Annotated in this window: 11 protein-coding genes, 2 tRNA genes and 3 rRNA genes; 1 reads left to right on the top strand and 15 read right to left on the bottom strand. The window is 44.7% G+C overall.

Features of this window, described 5'->3' with window-relative positions:
* From pdxS to guaB, 3 genes are all read right to left on the bottom strand, one after another.
* On the bottom strand, positions 1-885 hold the full coding sequence (pdxS, locus tag MHH79_RS00080; RefSeq protein WP_003247145.1) for a pyridoxal 5'-phosphate synthase lyase subunit PdxS: 885 nt from the start codon (positions 883-885) through the stop codon (positions 1-3).
* A gap of 196 nt (positions 886-1,081) precedes the next feature.
* Positions 1,082-2,413 carry a D-alanyl-D-alanine carboxypeptidase gene (gene dacA, locus MHH79_RS00075; protein WP_015482683.1) on the bottom strand — a complete coding sequence of 444 codons (1,332 nt, stop codon included), beginning with the start codon at positions 2,411-2,413 and terminating at the stop codon, positions 1,082-1,084.
* Between the two features lie 152 nt (positions 2,414-2,565).
* Positions 2,566-4,032, bottom strand: a complete 1,467-nt coding sequence (gene guaB / locus MHH79_RS00070; RefSeq protein WP_063336309.1) for an IMP dehydrogenase — start codon at positions 4,030-4,032, stop codon at positions 2,566-2,568.
* Between the two features lie 120 nt (positions 4,033-4,152).
* Between guaB and MHH79_RS00065 the strand changes: the two genes are divergently transcribed.
* Complete coding sequence (locus MHH79_RS00065) at positions 4,153-5,100, top strand: YaaC family protein (protein WP_063336310.1); 948 nt, start codon at positions 4,153-4,155, stop codon at positions 5,098-5,100.
* A gap of 39 nt (positions 5,101-5,139) precedes the next feature.
* Here MHH79_RS00065 and rrf read toward each other — a convergent pair.
* The 12 genes from rrf to dnaA all read right to left on the bottom strand — a co-directional run bounded on the left by rrf (position 5,140) and on the right by dnaA (position 19,474).
* Positions 5,140-5,255 (bottom strand): 5S ribosomal RNA (gene rrf / locus MHH79_RS00060).
* Positions 5,256-5,309: 54 nt separating this feature from the next.
* Positions 5,310-8,237 (bottom strand): 23S ribosomal RNA (locus tag MHH79_RS00055).
* 81 nt (positions 8,238-8,318) lie between these two features.
* Positions 8,319-8,394, bottom strand: a tRNA-Ala gene (locus tag MHH79_RS00050).
* Between the two features lie 11 nt (positions 8,395-8,405).
* Positions 8,406-8,482 (bottom strand) — tRNA-Ile (locus MHH79_RS00045).
* A gap of 102 nt (positions 8,483-8,584) precedes the next feature.
* Positions 8,585-10,134, bottom strand: a 16S ribosomal RNA gene (locus tag MHH79_RS00040).
* The 16S, 23S and 5S rRNA genes sit together here with 2 tRNA genes alongside, the layout of an rRNA operon.
* A 289-nt stretch (positions 10,135-10,423) precedes the next feature.
* Entirely contained in the window at positions 10,424-12,889 is a 2,466-nt protein-coding gene (gene gyrA / locus MHH79_RS00035) for a DNA topoisomerase (ATP-hydrolyzing) subunit A (protein ID WP_003244540.1), read from the bottom strand.
* A 210-nt stretch (positions 12,890-13,099) separates the two neighbouring features.
* Complete coding sequence (gyrB, locus tag MHH79_RS00030; RefSeq protein ID WP_003226808.1) at positions 13,100-15,016, bottom strand: DNA topoisomerase (ATP-hydrolyzing) subunit B; 1,917 nt, start codon at positions 15,014-15,016, stop codon at positions 13,100-13,102.
* Between the two features lie 54 nt (positions 15,017-15,070).
* Positions 15,071-15,316, bottom strand: coding sequence for an extracellular matrix regulator RemB (gene remB / locus MHH79_RS00025; protein WP_003219266.1), 246 nt, complete (start codon positions 15,314-15,316; stop codon positions 15,071-15,073).
* 17 nt (positions 15,317-15,333) lie between these two features.
* Entirely contained in the window at positions 15,334-16,446 is a 1,113-nt protein-coding gene (gene recF / locus MHH79_RS00020) for a DNA replication/repair protein RecF (RefSeq protein ID WP_309529932.1), read from the bottom strand.
* Positions 16,447-16,461: 15 nt separating this feature from the next.
* Positions 16,462-16,677: a ribosome maturation protein RlbA gene (gene rlbA / locus MHH79_RS00015; RefSeq protein WP_003226810.1), complete on the bottom strand. Its 216-nt coding sequence runs from the start codon at positions 16,675-16,677 to the stop codon at positions 16,462-16,464.
* Between the two features lie 130 nt (positions 16,678-16,807).
* Complete coding sequence (gene dnaN, locus MHH79_RS00010; RefSeq protein WP_003226811.1) at positions 16,808-17,944, bottom strand: DNA polymerase III subunit beta; 1,137 nt, start codon at positions 17,942-17,944, stop codon at positions 16,808-16,810.
* A gap of 189 nt (positions 17,945-18,133) precedes the next feature.
* Positions 18,134-19,474 (bottom strand): chromosomal replication initiator protein DnaA, encoded by a 1,341-nt coding sequence (dnaA, locus tag MHH79_RS00005; RefSeq protein ID WP_003242674.1) that lies wholly within the window; start codon positions 19,472-19,474, stop codon positions 18,134-18,136.

The raw sequence follows: 19,474 nt of genomic DNA, 5'->3' as shown, positions 1-19,474 counted from the left end.
TTACCAGCCGCGTTCTTGCATACGCTGTTCTGGAAGTAAGTTTGAGATTTCAATCCCTTTCATTGCAGTACCAAGCTCTTTTGACAGCTCAGCGATCAATTTGTAATCAGTAAAGTGAGTTGTTGCTTCCACAATTGCTTTCGCAAATTTAGCAGGGTTGTCTGATTTGAAAATACCAGAACCAACAAATACTCCGTCAGCACCGAGCTGCATCATGAGAGCAGCATCAGCTGGAGTTGCTACGCCGCCAGCGGCAAAGTTAACGACAGGAAGCTTGCCGTCTTTTTTAATTTGAAGAAGAAGCTCGTAAGGAGCACCTAGATTTTTCGCTTCTGTCATTAGTTCATCCTCACTCATCGCAACTACTTTGCGCACTTGAGCGTTAACTTTGCGCATATGGCGAACAGCCTCAACAATATTACCTGTTCCAGGCTCACCTTTTGTGCGAAGCATAGAAGCACCTTCCGCAATACGGCGTGTTGCTTCACCAAGATCACGGCAGCCACAGACAAAAGGAACTGTGTATTCATTTTTATTTAAATGAAATTCTTCGTCAGCCGGCGTCAGAACTTCACTTTCATCAATATAGTCAACACCCATAGCTTCAAGCACACGCGCTTCAACAATATGTCCGATACGCGCTTTTGCCATTACCGGGATAGATACTGCATTCATTACTTCTTCCACGATTGTAGGGTCAGCCATACGGGCAACTCCTCCAGCCGCGCGAATATCTGCTGGCACACGTTCTAGCGCCATTACAGCGACAGCTCCAGCTTCTTCAGCGATTTTCGCTTGTTCCGCATTGATGACGTCCATGATGACGCCGCCTTTTTGCATTTCTGCCATTCCGCGTTTTACACGTTCAGTACCTGTTTGAGCCATTTCTTGGTCCCCCTAATCAAGGTATAGTTATATGATTTCTAATCCTTATTGTATCCTAGAAATCCAATAATTCATATGGATATATACTATTTTATTCGGTTTTTAGCGCTTTGAAAATCATTTTTTATTAAAAATTGAGTTTTTTCAGTATATTACGCGAAAGAGCCCTAACATCCATCAGAGCTCTTTCAATTGATTAAAACCAGCCGGTTACCGTATCAACAATGCTTCCCCAAATTCCGGCAAAAAATCCGCCGATACTGCGCATTGTCAAAACAAACCAGTTTGCTTTTTCTACATTTTCTTTTGTAACAAGGTCTACGCCAGCCAGATCGCTGTTAAGGAATCCGTAATCCTTTTCATCACCTGTGTATTCCGCAGTCAGCTTCCCAACCTTGGTTCCTTTTTTCACAGGAGCAGTTAAGTTGTCTTTATTCAGTGTGACCTTCGCTTTGTAATTCTTTTCTTCACCATTTTTGACAGGAAGAGAGAACGCCTTGTTTGTCACAATGCCTACTTCTTTCTCTTTACCCTTATCAACTGAAATTGTTTTATGGCCTTTTACTTGATCGCCTTCAGCATAAATTTCTTTCATGGAGAAATTGTCGAAAGCATAATCAAACATTTTTTTCGTTTCATCGAAACGGCCTGTATGAAGGTTGCCCTTTGCGTTTAAAACAACAGTGATGACACGCATACCGTTGCGTTCAGCTGTTCCTGTAAAGCATGAACCCGCAGAGTCAGTAGAACCTGTTTTCAGTCCGTCTACAGTCGCTTTTTTATACTCGCTGACAAGCCCCTTCAGCATAAAATTCCAGTTCGGCATGTCCATTTCATCATCGGTACCTTCTCGGAATTTCGTTTTGGCGATACTGGAAGTCTCCAGTATCTCAGGGTAGTCAGTAATCAAGTGATCCGCAAGAATTGCCATATCCTTTGCAGAAACTTCACTTTCTTCATTTACGCTTGTCCCCTCAGGCTGATGGCCGTGAAGATCTTTGTTTTCAAGACCTGTTGCGTTAACAAATTTGTAATCTGTTAAGCCTAGTTCTTTTGCTTTTGCATTCATTTTTTCAACAAACTTAGTTTCAGAACCGGCAACGATTTCTGCAATCGCAATAGCAGCAGCATTTGCAGAATAAATTGCTGTAGCTTGATATAATTCTTTTACTGTGTATTTCCCGTCTTTCCGAAGAGGAACGTTTGATAAGCTGTTATCTTGGGAAATTTCATACACATAGTCATCAGGCGTATAGGTTTGGTCCCATTTCACTTTACCTTGATCAATTGCTTCCAATAACAGATACTCTGTCATCATTTTTGTCATACTCGCAATTGGCAGTCTCTTATCTGCATTTTTACTGTAAAGAATTTTACCTGAAGAAGCTTCGATCATAATAGCAGCAGATGCATTGATATCAATTGGATCGCTGGCTGCTTTTGCTTTTGACATTGGAGCCAGACACGTGACAGCTAGAGTTAACACAACCAATGACATCAGTAGCTGTTTACATTTCTTGATGTTCAATCGTACGACCTCCGTATTTCATTTTCTTCATCTATAATTAAGCCGTTAAGGACATTTTCAATGCACAACAGTATAAATTTTATCATAATCAGTATAAAAAAAATAGACAGAGTCAGAGACCCTGTCAAATGTTTTTAATTTGTAACAATTTATTATGAAATTGTATAGTTAGGTGATTCTTTTGTAATCTGTACGTCATGCGGATGGCTTTCGCGAAGTCCTGCGCCAGTCATGCGAATGAACTGAGCTTCTTCTCTTAGCGCACGCAGATCTTTGGACCCGCAATACCCCATACCAGAACGAAGGCCTCCGACTAGCTGATAAACGGTTTCTTCAACTGGTCCTTTGTAAGGTGTGCGCCCTTCAATTCCTTCTGGAACAAATTTTTTGTTTTCTTCTTGGAAGTAACGGTCTTTACTTCCTTTTTCCATTGCAGCAACTGATCCCATGCCGCGGTATACCTTAAATCTTCTGCCTTGGTAGATTTCAGTTTCACCAGGGCTTTCTGATGTGCCTGCAAGCAAGCTTCCGAGCATAACAGCATGTCCGCCGGCTGCCAATGCTTTAGTGATATCGCCAGAGAATTTAATCCCACCGTCGGCTATGATTGTTTTGCCGTATTTTCTTGCTTCAGTCGCACAATCATAAATTGCTGTAATTTGCGGAACACCGACGCCGGCTACAACACGTGTAGTACAAATTGAACCAGGTCCTATTCCAACTTTGACAACGTCTGCTCCAGCTTCGATAAGCGCTCTTGTCGCTTCAGCTGTTGCTACGTTCCCAGCAATAATGTTTAATTCTGGATACGTTTCACGGATTTTTGTGACTGTGTTTAAAACGCCTTGAGAGTGTCCGTGAGCTGTATCGATAACAATCACATCAACGTTGGCTTCAACAAGCTTTTTGACGCGAGTCATTGTATCGCCAGTTACACCAACTGCCGCGCCAACGATCAGGCGGCCGTGAATGTCTTTAGATGAGTTCGGAAACTCAATGACTTTTTCAATGTCTTTAATTGTGATAAGACCTTTTAATTTATTCTGGTCATCTACGAGAGGAAGCTTTTCAATTTTATGTTTCTGCAAAATCTTTTCAGCTTCATCCAGAGTAGTTCCTACAGATGCAGTAACTAGCTCTTCTTTCGTCATGACATCGCTGATTTTCATTGAGTAGTCAGAAATAAAACGAAGGTCACGGTTTGTAATAATTCCAACAAGCTTCTGGTCTTCTTCGTTATTTACAATCGGAACACCGGAAATTCTGTATTTCCCCATCAAATGCTCCGCATCAAATACTTGGTGATCAGGAGTTAAAAAGAAGGGATTTGTGATAACGCCGCGCTCAGAACGCTTTACTTTATCAACTTGTTCAGCCTGCTGTTCAATGGACATATTTTTGTGAATGATGCCCAAGCCGCCCTGTCTTGCCATTGCAATTGCCATTGCTGATTCTGTTACTGTGTCCATACCTGCGCTGATGACAGGAATATTTAGCTTTAACGTTTTTGTAAGTTCTACAGATAAATCCACATCACGCGGAAGTACCTCAGACTTTGCTGGCACAAGCAGCACATCGTCGAACGTTAAGCCTTCTTTTGAAAATTTACTTTCCCACATTAGTAAATCCCCCTCTTTTCGGCAAAATATTATATGTAGATTATCAACTAGCCAAGAGCATGTCAAGGAAGCGGGAAAGAGTTGAAATATTTAGATAACGGAAAGGATTAAGAAATATACATGGCATATCATGAGTGGAAAGACTTAGCGCTATTTTACTCCGTCGAATCAACCCAGAAATTTCTAGAAAAGGTTTATACCTTAAACGGTATTGACGATGCGAAAAAAAACTCTTTTAAAAACAGTGAACGGTTTATTTATTTCTTAAAGCATGCCGAATCGTTTTATAAACAAGCCGCATATTCTCCCTTAGAAATCAAACCGATTCTTTTATTTTATGGAATGGCACAGCTTATCAAAGCATGCTTAATTACACGTGATCCTCATTATCCAAGCCATACATCAGTACTGGCACATGGTGTAACAACAAGAAAACGAAAGAAACAAAACTATTGTTTTAGCGATGATGAAGTGAAAATACAACGGAATGGCCTATGCGTACATTTTATGAAACATTTATTCGGACAATCGGATATAGTAGATGAACGGTATACCATGAAAAAATTATTAATGGCCATTCCAGAACTTAGCGATATTTTCTACTTTCAGCAGAAAGAACGATTTATGACAAAAGTTGAGAAGGATAAGAACGAAATTTTTGTACCGGAGGAAGTAGTAATCAATTACAAAATGTCTGATTCAAGGTTTGCTGAATACATGTCCCATCATTATCAATGGTCTTTTACAAAAAAAAATGAACACGGGCTGCTGTTCGAAATTTCACCACAAGACAAGGAGCCATGGACATCGACCAGCTTATTGTTTGACATGGAAAAGAACCAATATTATATCCCTTCTCAAAGGGAGCAATTTCTGCGGCTTCCCGAAATGACAATTCATTATTTGATTTTGTACAACGTTGGGATGATTGCAAGGTATGAAACAGAATGGTGGTATGAGTTATTGACACAGCATATAAGTGACGACTACGTGTTAATCCAGCAGTTTTTATTAGTATCAGAAAAGAAATTCCCTAAATACGCTTCACAGTTTCTTCTTCATTTTTAACAAACAAAAAACCCAGCTCAATGAGCTGGGTTTAAGCTTGCTTGGCGGCGTCCTACTCTCACAGGGGGAAACCCCCGACTACCATCGGCGCTGAAGAGCTTAACTTCCGTGTTCGGTATGGGAACGGGTGTGACCTCTTCGCTATCGCCACCAAACAAATTGAGAGTGTTCTCTCAAAACTAGATAACAGGTGTGACATCATTCAAAATGTGGTTAAGTCCTCGATCGATTAGTATCTGTCAGCTCCATGTGTCGCCACACTTCCACCTCAGACCTATCAACCTGATCATCTTTCAGGGATCTTACTTCCTTGCGGAATGGGAAATCTCATCTTGAGGGGGGCTTCATGCTTAGATGCTTTCAGCACTTATCCCGTCCGCACATAGCTACCCAGCGATGCCCTTGGCAGAACAACTGGTACACCAGCGGTGCGTCCATCCCGGTCCTCTCGTACTAAGGACAGCTCCTCTCAAATTTCCTGCGCCCGCGACGGATAGGGACCGAACTGTCTCACGACGTTCTGAACCCAGCTCGCGTACCGCTTTAATGGGCGAACAGCCCAACCCTTGGGACCGACTACAGCCCCAGGATGCGATGAGCCGACATCGAGGTGCCAAACCTCCCCGTCGATGTGGACTCTTGGGGGAGATAAGCCTGTTATCCCCGGGGTAGCTTTTATCCGTTGAGCGATGGCCCTTCCATGCGGAACCACCGGATCACTAAGCCCGACTTTCGTCCCTGCTCGACTTGTAGGTCTCGCAGTCAAGCTCCCTTGTGCCTTTACACTCTGCGAATGATTTCCAACCATTCTGAGGGAACCTTTGGGCGCCTCCGTTACCTTTTAGGAGGCGACCGCCCCAGTCAAACTGCCCACCTGACACTGTCTCCCCGCCCGATAAGGGCGGCGGGTTAGAAGGTCAATACAGCCAGGGTAGTATCCCACCGATGCCTCCACCGAAGCTGGCGCTCCGGTTTCCAAGGCTCCTACCTATCCTGTACAAGCTGTACCAACATTCAATATCAGGCTGCAGTAAAGCTCCACGGGGTCTTTCCGTCCTGTCGCGGGTAACCTGCATCTTCACAGGTACTATAATTTCACCGAGTCTCTCGTTGAGACAGTGCCCAGATCGTTGCGCCTTTCGTGCGGGTCGGAACTTACCCGACAAGGAATTTCGCTACCTTAGGACCGTTATAGTTACGGCCGCCGTTTACTGGGGCTTCAATTCGCACCTTCGCTTACGCTAAGCGCTCCTCTTAACCTTCCAGCACCGGGCAGGCGTCAGCCCCTATACTTCGCCTTACGGCTTCGCAGAGACCTGTGTTTTTGCTAAACAGTCGCCTGGGCCTATTCACTGCGGCTCTCTCGGGCTTGCACCCTAACAGAGCACCCCTTCTCCCGAAGTTACGGGGTCATTTTGCCGAGTTCCTTAACGAGAGTTCTCTCGATCACCTTAGGATTCTCTCCTCGCCTACCTGTGTCGGTTTGCGGTACGGGCACCTCTCACCTCGCTAGAGGCTTTTCTTGGCAGTGTGGAATCAGGAACTTCGCTACTATATTTCGCTCGCCATCACAGCTCAGCCTTATGGGAAACGGATTTGCCTATTTCCCAGCCTAACTGCTTGGACGCGGATATCCAATACCGCGCTTACCCTATCCTCCTGCGTCCCCCCATTGCTCAAATGGTGAGGAGGTGGTACAGGAATATCAACCTGTTGTCCATCGCCTACGCCTTTCGGCCTCGGCTTAGGTCCCGACTAACCCTGAGCGGACGAGCCTTCCTCAGGAAACCTTAGGCATTCGGTGGAGGGGATTCTCACCCCTCTTTCGCTACTCATACCGGCATTCTCACTTCTAAGCGCTCCACCAGTCCTTCCGGTCTGGCTTCACAGCCCTTAGAACGCTCTCCTACCACTGTTCGAAGAACAGTCCGCAGCTTCGGTGATACGTTTAGCCCCGGTACATTTTCGGCGCAGAGTCACTCGACCAGTGAGCTATTACGCACTCTTTAAATGGTGGCTGCTTCTAAGCCAACATCCTGGTTGTCTAAGCAACTCCACATCCTTTTCCACTTAACGTATACTTTGGGACCTTAGCTGGCGGTCTGGGCTGTTTCCCTTTCGACTACGGATCTTATCACTCGCAGTCTGACTCCCAAGGATAAGTCATTGGCATTCGGAGTTTGACTGAATTCGGTAACCCGGTAGGGGCCCCTAGTCCAATCAGTGCTCTACCTCCAAGACTCTTACCTTGAGGCTAGCCCTAAAGCTATTTCGGAGAGAACCAGCTATCTCCAGGTTCGATTGGCATTTCACCCCTACCCACACCTCATCCCCGCACTTTTCAACGTGCGTGGGTTCGGGCCTCCATTCAGTGTTACCTGAACTTCACCCTGGACATGGGTAGATCACCTGGTTTCGGGTCTACGACCACGTACTCATGCGCCCTATTCAGACTCGCTTTCGCTGCGGCTCCGCATCTTCTGCTTAACCTTGCACGGGATCGTAACTCGCCGGTTCATTCTACAAAAGGCACGCCATCACCCGTTAACGGGCTCTGACTACTTGTAGGCACACGGTTTCAGGATCTCTTTCACTCCCCTTCCGGGGTGCTTTTCACCTTTCCCTCACGGTACTGGTTCACTATCGGTCACTAGGGAGTATTTAGCCTTGGGAGATGGTCCTCCCGGATTCCGACGGAATTTCACGTGTTCCGCCGTACTCAGGATCCACTCAGGAGAGAACGAAGTTTTGACTACAGGGCTGTTACCTCCTATGGCGGGCCTTTCCAGACCTCTTCATCTACCTCGTTCTTTTGTAACTCCGTACAGAGTGTCCTACAACCCCAAGAGGCAAGCCTCTTGGTTTGGGCTGATCCCGTTTCGCTCGCCGCTACTCAGGGAATCGCATTTGCTTTCTCTTCCTCCGGGTACTTAGATGTTTCAGTTCCCCGGGTCTGCCTTCTCATATCCTATGAATTCAGATATGGATACCACTCCATTACGAGTGGTGGGTTTCCCCATTCGGAAATCTCCGGATCAAAGCTTGCTTACAGCTCCCCGAAGCATATCGGTGTTCGTCCCGTCCTTCATCGGCTCCTAGTGCCAAGGCATCCACCGTGCGCCCTTTCTAACTTAACCGTTAAAAAGAATCACTATGTGATATCTTGTATTACTAATTGAATGTGATGTCTACTGTTATCTAGTTTTCAAAGAACACGTTGGTGGAGCCTAGCGGGATCGAACCGCTGACCTCCTGCGTGCAAAGCAGGCGCTCTCCCAGCTGAGCTAAGGCCCCGTTATATAAGATGGTGGGCCTGAGTGGACTCGAACCACCGACCTCACGCTTATCAGGCGTGCGCTCTAACCAGCTGAGCTACAGGCCCATCTTAACTTATTTAAGGAACAAAGTTCCTTCAAAACTAAACAAGACAGGGAACGTTCTGTTTATAAGACCCAAGGTCTTATATTCCGTATAATATCCTTAGAAAGGAGGTGATCCAGCCGCACCTTCCGATACGGCTACCTTGTTACGACTTCACCCCAATCATCTGTCCCACCTTCGGCGGCTGGCTCCTAAAAGGTTACCTCACCGACTTCGGGTGTTACAAACTCTCGTGGTGTGACGGGCGGTGTGTACAAGGCCCGGGAACGTATTCACCGCGGCATGCTGATCCGCGATTACTAGCGATTCCAGCTTCACGCAGTCGAGTTGCAGACTGCGATCCGAACTGAGAACAGATTTGTGGGATTGGCTTAACCTCGCGGTTTCGCTGCCCTTTGTTCTGTCCATTGTAGCACGTGTGTAGCCCAGGTCATAAGGGGCATGATGATTTGACGTCATCCCCACCTTCCTCCGGTTTGTCACCGGCAGTCACCTTAGAGTGCCCAACTGAATGCTGGCAACTAAGATCAAGGGTTGCGCTCGTTGCGGGACTTAACCCAACATCTCACGACACGAGCTGACGACAACCATGCACCACCTGTCACTCTGCCCCCGAAGGGGACGTCCTATCTCTAGGATTGTCAGAGGATGTCAAGACCTGGTAAGGTTCTTCGCGTTGCTTCGAATTAAACCACATGCTCCACCGCTTGTGCGGGCCCCCGTCAATTCCTTTGAGTTTCAGTCTTGCGACCGTACTCCCCAGGCGGAGTGCTTAATGCGTTAGCTGCAGCACTAAGGGGCGGAAACCCCCTAACACTTAGCACTCATCGTTTACGGCGTGGACTACCAGGGTATCTAATCCTGTTCGCTCCCCACGCTTTCGCTCCTCAGCGTCAGTTACAGACCAGAGAGTCGCCTTCGCCACTGGTGTTCCTCCACATCTCTACGCATTTCACCGCTACACGTGGAATTCCACTCTCCTCTTCTGCACTCAAGTTCCCCAGTTTCCAATGACCCTCCCCGGTTGAGCCGGGGGCTTTCACATCAGACTTAAGAAACCGCCTGCGAGCCCTTTACGCCCAATAATTCCGGACAACGCTTGCCACCTACGTATTACCGCGGCTGCTGGCACGTAGTTAGCCGTGGCTTTCTGGTTAGGTACCGTCAAGGTACCGCCCTATTCGAACGGTACTTGTTCTTCCCTAACAACAGAGCTTTACGATCCGAAAACCTTCATCACTCACGCGGCGTTGCTCCGTCAGACTTTCGTCCATTGCGGAAGATTCCCTACTGCTGCCTCCCGTAGGAGTCTGGGCCGTGTCTCAGTCCCAGTGTGGCCGATCACCCTCTCAGGTCGGCTACGCATCGTTGCCTTGGTGAGCCATTACCTCACCAACTAGCTAATGCGCCGCGGGTCCATCTGTAAGTGGTAGCCGAAGCCACCTTTTATGTTTGAACCATGCGGTTCAAACAACCATCCGGTATTAGCCCCGGTTTCCCGGAGTTATCCCAGTCTTACAGGCAGGTTACCCACGTGTTACTCACCCGTCCGCCGCTAACATCAGGGAGCAAGCTCCCATCTGTCCGCTCGACTTGCATGTATTAGGCACGCCGCCAGCGTTCGTCCTGAGCCAGGATCAAACTCTCCGATAAAGTAGTTTGACTGACTACGCACATCGCTGTGCGATTTATAAAAAATGAATTAACAGGTACGTTTTGTCTTGTTTAGTTTTCAAAGAACTTTGTGTGCTTCTCTCGAAGCGACTACTTAATAGTAACATTTTTAGTTAACTAGGTCAATACTTTTTTAAAAAAGTTTTTACTAGTCATAATGGTCATGCTTGTGTCTTTAAAAAGACAACAGAAATGATTATACCATAATTTTTATGACTGTAAAGGGTTATGACACAAAAAAGCGCAGCTATTTCAGCTGCGCTTTTTCTCACACTTCTTCTTGTTCTTCTTCATTCTCATCTTCTTCGTTTTTCTCTACTAAAGCTACTGTAGCAACATGCTCTTCTTCTGCCATTCTAATGAGACGCACACCTTGAGTGACACGTCCGGTGATGGAGATATCATTGATGTCCATTCTGATGAGTACGCCGCTAGCTGTAATAATCATTAGATCCTCTTCACCTTTAGTAGCTTTCACTGCTACTAGTTGGCCGTTGTTCTCGGTGATTTTCGCTGTTTTGAGTCCTTTTCCGCCCCGGCTTTGGGTTCTGTACTCTTCAGCCGGAGTTCGTTTTCCGTACCCTTTTTCAGTTACGATAAGGACGTGTGATTCTTCCTCTAAGATCTCCATGCCGACAACAACGTCGTCATCCGTCAGGGTGATGCCTTTTACGCCCGCCGCAGTTCTTCCCATCTCCCGGACATCTGTTTCAGGGAAACGGATCAGTAAACCGTTTTTCGTTCCAATGATGATTTGTTTTGTGCCGTCAGTCAGACGTACACCCATCAGTTCATCATCTTCACGAAGACTCAGAGCAATTAGACCATTGTTTCGGATATTAGCGAATTGAGATAGCGATGTTCGTTTTGAAACCCCATGCTTTGTAGTGAAGAAAAGGTAAAGCTCCGCATTGAATTCCGTGACTGGAATAATCGCGTTGATCCACTCACCCTTTTCTACCTCCAGCAGGTTAATAATCGGGATTCCTTTTGCCGTTCTGCCGTATTCAGGGATTTCATACCCTTTTGCACGATACACTTTCCCCTTGTTCGAGAAGAAGAGAATCGTGTCATGAGTTGACGTAGAGATCAAATGCTCAACGAAATCATCTTCGTTTGTTCCCATACCTTGTACACCTTTACCGCCTCGTTTTTGACTGCGGTAAGTTGATGCAGGAAGACGTTTGACGTATCCGTTGTGCGTCAGAGTGACTACGATATTTTCTCTCTCGATGAGATCTTCATCTTCAATTGTCTCCAGTCCAGAAGTGACGATCTCAGTACGTCTTTCATCGTTAAAACGCTCTTTGATTTCCGTGAGTTCTTCACGAATGATCTCAAGCACTTTATATTCATTTGCCAAGATGTCTTTTAGCTCTGCAATTAATTTAACAAGAGATTGGTATTCTTCTTCGATCTTTTCACGTTCCAGTCCCGTTAAACGCTGGAGCCTCATGTCAAGGATCGCTTGTGCTTGCTTCTCTGTCAGTGAGAATTGTTCAATTAAACCTGTTCTCGCAATTTCAGCCGTTTGAGAATTACGGATAAGGGAGATAACTGCATCGAGATGATCCAGTGCAACTCTCAATCCTTCCAAGATATGAGCTCTCGCTTCTGCTTTACGCAATTCATAAGCAGTACGGCGTCTAATGACAACTTTTTGATGGTCAAGGTAATGCTCCAGGCATTGCTTAAGAGTTAAAACTTTCGGCTGTCCATCAACAAGTGCAAGCAGGTTGATGCCAAAAGATGTTTGTAGAGCAGTTTGTTTGTACAGATTGTTTAAGATGACATTCGCATTGGCATCGCGTCTGATTTCAATGACAATTCTCATACCTGTACGATCTGACTCATCACGCAGATCTGTGATACCCTCTATCTTTTTGTCCCTTACGAGATCAGCAATTTTCTCAATTAATTTCGCCTTATTTACTTGGTAAGGTAACTCTGTAACGATAATTCTTTCTTTACCCGAAGATGTTTGTTCGATCTCAGCTTTTGCCCGGATCGTGATAGAGCCTCGGCCTGATTCGTATGCTTTCCGGATACCGCTGCGTCCCAAGATTTGACCCGCAGTCGGGAAATCAGGTCCTGGAATGACTTCCATAAGCTCTGGAATTGTAATGTCCGGATTCTCACTGACAGCAAGTACACCGTCAATGATTTCTCCCAGCTGGTGCGGAGGAATGTTTGTTGCCATACCTACCGCAATGCCGGCAGCACCGTTCACGAGCAGATTCGGGAACCTTGAAGGCATAACGACAGGTTCTCTTTCTGACCCGTCATAGTTATCCTGGTAATCGATTGTGTCTTTTGTGATGTCGCGAAGAATCTCCATTGAGATTTTAGACATTCTTGCTTCTGTATAACGCATGGCCGCCGCTGAGTCGCCGTCAACAGAACCGAAGTTTCCGTGACCGTCAACGAGCATATAACGGTAGTTGAAATCCTGAGCCATTCTGACCATGGATTCATATACCGCTGAATCACCGTGCGGGTGGTATTTCCCGATAACTTCTCCAACGATACGCGCGGATTTTTTATAAGGCTTGTCACTTGTCATGCCTAAATCATTCATTGCATACAAAATCCGTCTATGAACCGGTTTTAAACCGTCTCGAACATCCGGAAGAGCACGGGACACGATAACGCTCATTGCATAATCCAAGAAGGACGTACGCATTTCCTGACTGATATTTATTTCACGAACTTGTGGTGTGTTTTGTTCACTCATTAAAAAACCTCCCTGAAGTATCACATGAAATATGTGGGAGTAGATTGTCCATTATGACCTTCAATACGATTTCACTATTCTCCATTATATCAATAAACTTATGATTATACACATTAAATTGCTAGAATATAAAGGTATTGCAAGCATTGCCACATCTGATCTTGTTTAGAAAAAAGCCTTATTTCTTATTGGAAATAAGGCTTTTTATGATTAGATGTCAAGATTTTTAACGTATCTCGCATTCGCTTCTATGAAGTTTCGGCGCGGTTCTACCTTGTCGCCCATAAGCATTTCAAAAGTCTCGTCCGCATCCATTGCATCTTCAAGAGTTACCTGAAGAAGTGTTCTGGAGCTAGGATCCATGGTTGTCTCCCATAGCTGGGTGGCATTCATTTCACCAAGACCTTTGTAACGCTGCAGTCCAGGCTTAGGCGTTTGAGGAAGAGTTTTTAACAGCTCTTCAAGCTCCTTGTCATTGTACGCATATTCAACGCGTTTCCCCTGTTGAACCTTGTAGAGCGGCGGCTGCGCAATGTACACGTAGCCATTTTCGATAATTTGGCGCATATATCTGTAAAAGAACGTTAACAGCAGTGTTCTGATGTGCGCGCCGTCAACATCGGCATCTGTCATAATGACAACTTTGTGGTAACGGGCTTTCTCAAGGTTGAAGTCTTCCCCAATACCTGTGCCGAGCGCTGTGATCATAGAGCGAACTTCGTTGTTAGAAAGGATTTTATCCAGTCTGGCCTTTTCAACGTTTAGGATTTTACCTCTAAGCGGCAAAATAGCTTGGAAATGTCTGTCGCGTCCTTGTTTAGCAGATCCTCCGGCAGAGTCACCCTCTACGATATATAACTCGGAAATGCTCGGATCTTTTGAAGAGCAGTCCGCTAACTTACCGGGCAAGTTTGAAATTTCCAAAGCACTCTTACGGCGTGTTAGTTCACGCGCTTTTTTCGCAGCCATTCTTGCTCTTGCCGCCATTAAGCCTTTATCGACAATTTTTTTGGCCGCATCTGGATTTTCCAGCATAAATGTTTCCATCGCCGTAGAAAATAACGTATCGGTGATCGTCCGTGCTTCTGAGTTGCCCAGCTTTGTTTTCGTTTGGCCCTCAAACTGCGGATCAGGGTGTTTGATTGAAATAATCGCTGTCAGCCCTTCCCTTACGTCATCTCCGCTTAGGTTTGGATCATTTTCTTTAATAAGCCCTTTTTTTCTGGCGTAATCGTTGATAACACGAGTCAGGCCCGTTTTGAAGCCAGCTTCATGGGTACCGCCTTCGTACGTGTTAATGTTGTTTGTAAACGAGTAAATGTTGCTTGTGTAGCTGTCATTGTATTGTAAAGCCACTTCAACCGTAATGCCGTCCTTTTCGCCTTCAATGTAAATCGGCTCTTCATGGACAACCTCTTTAGAGCGGTTTAAATACTCTACATAACTTTTAATTCCGCCTTCGTAATGGTATTCATTTTTGCGCTCTTGTCCTTCACGTTTATCTTCAATCGTGATGTTTACGCCCTTTGTTAAAAAGGCCAATTCACGCACGCGGTTGGCAAGCAGATCGTAATCATACTCGGTTGTTTCTGAGAAAATTTCAGGGTCCGGGACAAAATGTGTCGTCGTTCCTGTATGATCCGTTTCGCCAATGATTTCAAGGTCTGTAACCGGAACTCCGCGTTTATAGGTTTGGCGGTGAATTTTACCGTCACGGTGAACCGTCACATCAAGCTCTGTTGATAGTGCATTTACGACCGACGCACCTACACCGTGTAATCCTCCGGATACTTTATAGCCGCTTCCGTCAAATTTTCCTCCGGCATGAAGCACCGTCATAATGACTTCTACCGCAGGACGGCCCATTTTTTCATGAATACCGACTGGAATACCGCGGCCATTATCTACAACCGTGATACTGTTGTCTTTTTCGATTTGGATATTGATATCCGTGCAATAACCGGCGAGGGCTTCGTCAATACTATTGTCGACAATTTCCCATACCAGGTGGTGAAGGCCTTTGCTGTTTGTCGAACCGATATACATCCCCGGTCTTTTACGAACAGCTTCCAATCCTTCTAGTACCTGTATCTGATTTTCATCATAACTGTTTTGCTGCTGTTCCATAGCCACGTCATTCACCTACACTTTTCTAAACGATATATTCGTGATAAAAAATTTCTAAGAATCTATTTCAAACATAAATTGCGCACGTTTTTTTAATGTGCTGGAAGATAAGGGAGAGTAATATATATTCTGAACCGTGACTACGATAGATTTGGGCGTGCCGTTTACGGAAGGCACCACCTTGTGTTTCTGTTTTTTCAGAAATTCTTCAACAATAGGCGACATGTTGGCTTTAAAGTCAAAAATGCCGACAATATCTCGTGTTGAAACCACAAAGTCATCACCTAAATGAATATACAATTGCTCACCTCATTTCTTCACTTCACTAACGCACCATTTTGCACACGGAACATTCCTGCTTGACGTAAGGTTTCGTGATCAATGCCATCAACGCTTGTCGTTGTGACAAACGTTTGTACACGGCCTTGGATCGTATGAAGCAAGTGTGACTGGCGATAATCATCCAGTTCACTCAGTACATCATCCAATAGTAAAATGGGATATTCTCCGATTTCTTCATGGATCAGGTCAATCTCCGCCAGCTTAAGGGACAACGCCGTCGTTCGCTGCTGTCCTTGAGAACCATACGTCTGCACATCGCGTCCGTTCACATAGAAAAGAACATCATCGCGATGAGGCCCTGACAGCGTCACACCACGCTCAATTTCTTTTTCTCTTAATTTAGAAAACGCTTCTTGATAGCTATCTCCTATTTTCGACAAATCTAGGGGATCTGATACATCAAGAGCTGTATGGTATTTCAGGGTCAGTTCTTCAAGCCCTCTTGAGATGCCTGCATGGATGGGCTGCGCCCATTTCTCGAGCTGTGCTGTAAACTGCAGGCGTTTTACGACGACTTTTGCTGCAACTTCTACAAGCTGATCGGTCAGAACATCGAGCATCGTCCGGTCAGATTGTTTTCTTGTTTGCAGCTGTTTCAAAAAATGATTCCGCTGGGAAAGGATTTTCTGGTAAAGAGAAAGATCATGAAGGTAGACGGGAGAAACCTGTCCGATTTCCATGTCAAGAAACCGCCTTCTCACTTGAGGGCTTCCCTTTACAAGATTTAAATCTTCCGGCGCGAACATAATGGTGTTGAGGGCCCCGACATACCGGCTGAGCTTTTGCTGTTCAATATGATTGACCTTGCCCTTTTTACCCTTTTTGGAGATGACGAGCTGCATCGGGATCGCCCCGTTTTGCTTCATCACTCTTCCCTCTATTTTAGCATAGTCTTTGTCCCACCGTATAAGTTCTTTGTCATTTGATGTCCGGTGCGATTTCGCCATGGACAAGACATAGATCGCCTCCATGAGGTTTGTCTTCCCCTGAGCGTTTTCTCCGATGATCACATTTACTTTATTTTCAAATTGAAGTTCAGCATGGTCGTAGTTGCGGTAAGATGTCAGTTCTAAGTTCTGGATATACAATCAGTGTCACCCGCTTTAATTGACGACTTGAAATGAACCAAATCCTTCAATCTCTACCACATCTCCAACATACAGCTTTCTGCCCCGGCGGTTGTCCGGCTCATCGTTCACAAGCACTTCATGCTCGCTTAAAAACCACTTCGCCATACCGCCAGACTGAATCACATCGGCTAATTTTAAGAATTGTCCGAGTGTAATCATCTCTGTATCAATTGAAATCGGATTTGCCATTATATCGACCTCTTTCAAATATCACTAATATCTAATTGTACTAAAAAAAAACGAATTAGGGAAAGGGAAAACTTGTCGGAGCAGATACCGAATAGAAAAGCTGCCGACGAGTCGGCAGCAGTGTATCGGATTAATAGGTTCTGACAGGGAGGATAAGCTGTACAATCGTTTCATCATTCGGCGTGCGAATTAAGAAAGGTCTCATTGCACCTGTAAAGCTTACGCGTATTTCTGCTCCTTCAAGCACCTTTAGTGCATCCAGCATATATTTTGGACTAAAAGAGATATTTAATTCCTCACCTTCAATTTGATCCGCAGCAATTGCTTCCACAACTTTACCGATTTCCGGCGAGTTGGAAGAAATTTCAATGGATTCAGCCGGTTTTGCAGACAGTTTTACAACGTTGTTGCGTCCCTCTCTGGCTAAAAGAGATGCACGATCAATGGCCTGAAGGAATTCTTTTGTGTTCACAATGATTTCTGTTTTGCTGTCTTGCGGAATCAGGCTGGTTGTGTCTGGATAATTCCCGTCCAGAAGCCGTGAGAAGAATAAGACGTTTTTCGCTTTAAACAGAACTTGGGTTTCTGTGATGACGATATCTACAAGTTCCTGGTTGTCATCTAAAATCTTGCTGAGTTCAGTTAAACTTTTTCCCGGAATCACGACGTTATAAGATCTGTCTTCTGGAATATCAAGTTTCGCTTTTCTTAATGCAAGACGGTGGCTATCCGTCGCAGTGCATAATAATTCACTTTGCTCCACTTTCCAGTTTACACCTGTCAAGATAGGGCGTGTTTCTGAGGTGGACACTGCAAATACTGTTTGTCTGATTAGATTTTTTAACAAATCAGTTGGGATCTGAATCGCATGATGCTCTTCAATCTGCGGCAAGTGCGGATACTCATCAGCATCCAGTCCGTTTAGATTAAATTCAGCTTTACCAGAACGGATAATCGTCAAATACTGATTTTGGACTTCGATTTCTACAGTTGCCATCGGCAATTTTTTTACAATTTCACTAAAAAAGCGAGCCTGTAAAACGATGCTTCCGGGCTGTTCAATAGTGACGATTTCTTTATCTCCTTCTTCTTTTGGAATGAAGGATTCAATAGAAATATCTGAGTCACTCCCTGTAAAGGATACTCCATCATCTGATGCGACAATTTTAATACCAGTCAGAATGGGAATCGTGGTTCTGGATGAAACTGCTTTTAATACATCCTGGACACTTTCAACAAGACGATCTTTTTGAATCGTGAATTTCATTTTTATCCTCCTAACGGATAATGTATTAATATATATATTTATAAAAAAATAGTAGAAGTAATAGTAGGTCCTGTGGATTTGTGGATAAGTTGTGAAAAAGACAGGAAACACAGCCTATCCACATGTGGACAGACTGTGTATGACTTCCGAAAAGTTATTCACACTTTCCCCGATTGATCCCCGGTCCTGCTATTTAAGCTGTTCTTTAATTTCTTTTACATGCTGCTGAAGCTGTTCATCATCTGCCAGCAGTTTTGAAATTTTTTCATGCGCATGAATAACGGTCGTATGATCACGTCCTCCAAACTCTTCACCGATTTTAGGAAGAGAGGAATCAGTCATTTCCCTTGATAAGTACATGGCGATTTGACGCGGAAAAGCTACTGACTTTGTCCGTTTTTTTGCTTTGAAATCCTCGAGTTTAATATTAAATTGCTGGCCTACTACCCTCTGAATTTCTTTTATCGTAATGACTTTCGGTTTTGAGGAAGGAATAATATCTTTCAACGCCTCAGCGGCCAGATCAGCATTAATATCTTTATTAATTAAAGATGAATAAGCGACAACTCTGATTAATGCTCCTTCGAGTTCCCGAATATTGCTGTCGATTTGATTCGCGATGTAAAGCATAACCTCGTTCGGAATATCGAGGCCTTCTGCTTTGGCTTTTTTTCTTAAAATTGCAATTCTCGTTTCTAGATCAGGCGGTGTGATATCTGTAATAAGGCCCCATTCAAAACGTGAGCGCAATCTGTCCTCAAGTGTCGGAATTTCCTTTGGCGGTCGGTCACTTGAAATGACGATTTGTTTGCTTTCTTCGTGCAATGTGTTAAATGTATGGAAAAATTCTTCCTGGGTTTGTTCTTTCCCCGCTAAAAATTGAATATCATCTATCAAAAGCACATCAACATTTCGATAGCGATTGCGGAAGTCGACGGCTTTATTATCTCGGATAGAGTTGATGAATTCGTTTGTAAATTTCTCAGAAGACAGATAAACCACTTTGGCAGAAGGATTATGATCTATTACATAATGGCCGATCGCATGCATTAAGTGTGTTTTCCCTAAGCCGACACCCCCATAGATAAATAAAGGGTTGTAAGCTTTCGCGGGTGCTTCCGCAACTGCGAGGGAAGCAGCGTGTGCAAATCGGTTTCCAGATCCGATGACAAAAGTATCAAAAGTATATTTTGGATTGAGCATATTTTGAGGAAAATCAGATGTATCTTCTTTGACCGCTTTTTTGACTTGCGGTTTCGGCATAAAGTCCTCAACATCTTGATTTTGAGGAATGACAAACTTAATGCTCAATTCTTCCCCGGTTAATTCATATATAGTATCTGCAATCAGATGCAAGTATCTGGACTCCAGCCAGTCTCTGGCAAATTCATTGGGAGCCGTGATCGTTAATGTATCGCCTTGCAGTGAGTGGGCTTTGGTTGACTTCATCCAAGTCTCAAAACTCGGTTTGCTCAACTTTTTTTCGATTTGAGCAAGGGCTTGGTTCCACAGGTCTAATATATTTTCCAT

Source organism: Bacillus sp. FSL K6-0993 (assembly GCF_037977205.1).
GTDB lineage: Bacteria > Bacillota > Bacilli > Bacillales > Bacillaceae > Bacillus > Bacillus subtilis.
This window is presented reverse-complemented; position numbering and strand designations above follow the sequence as displayed.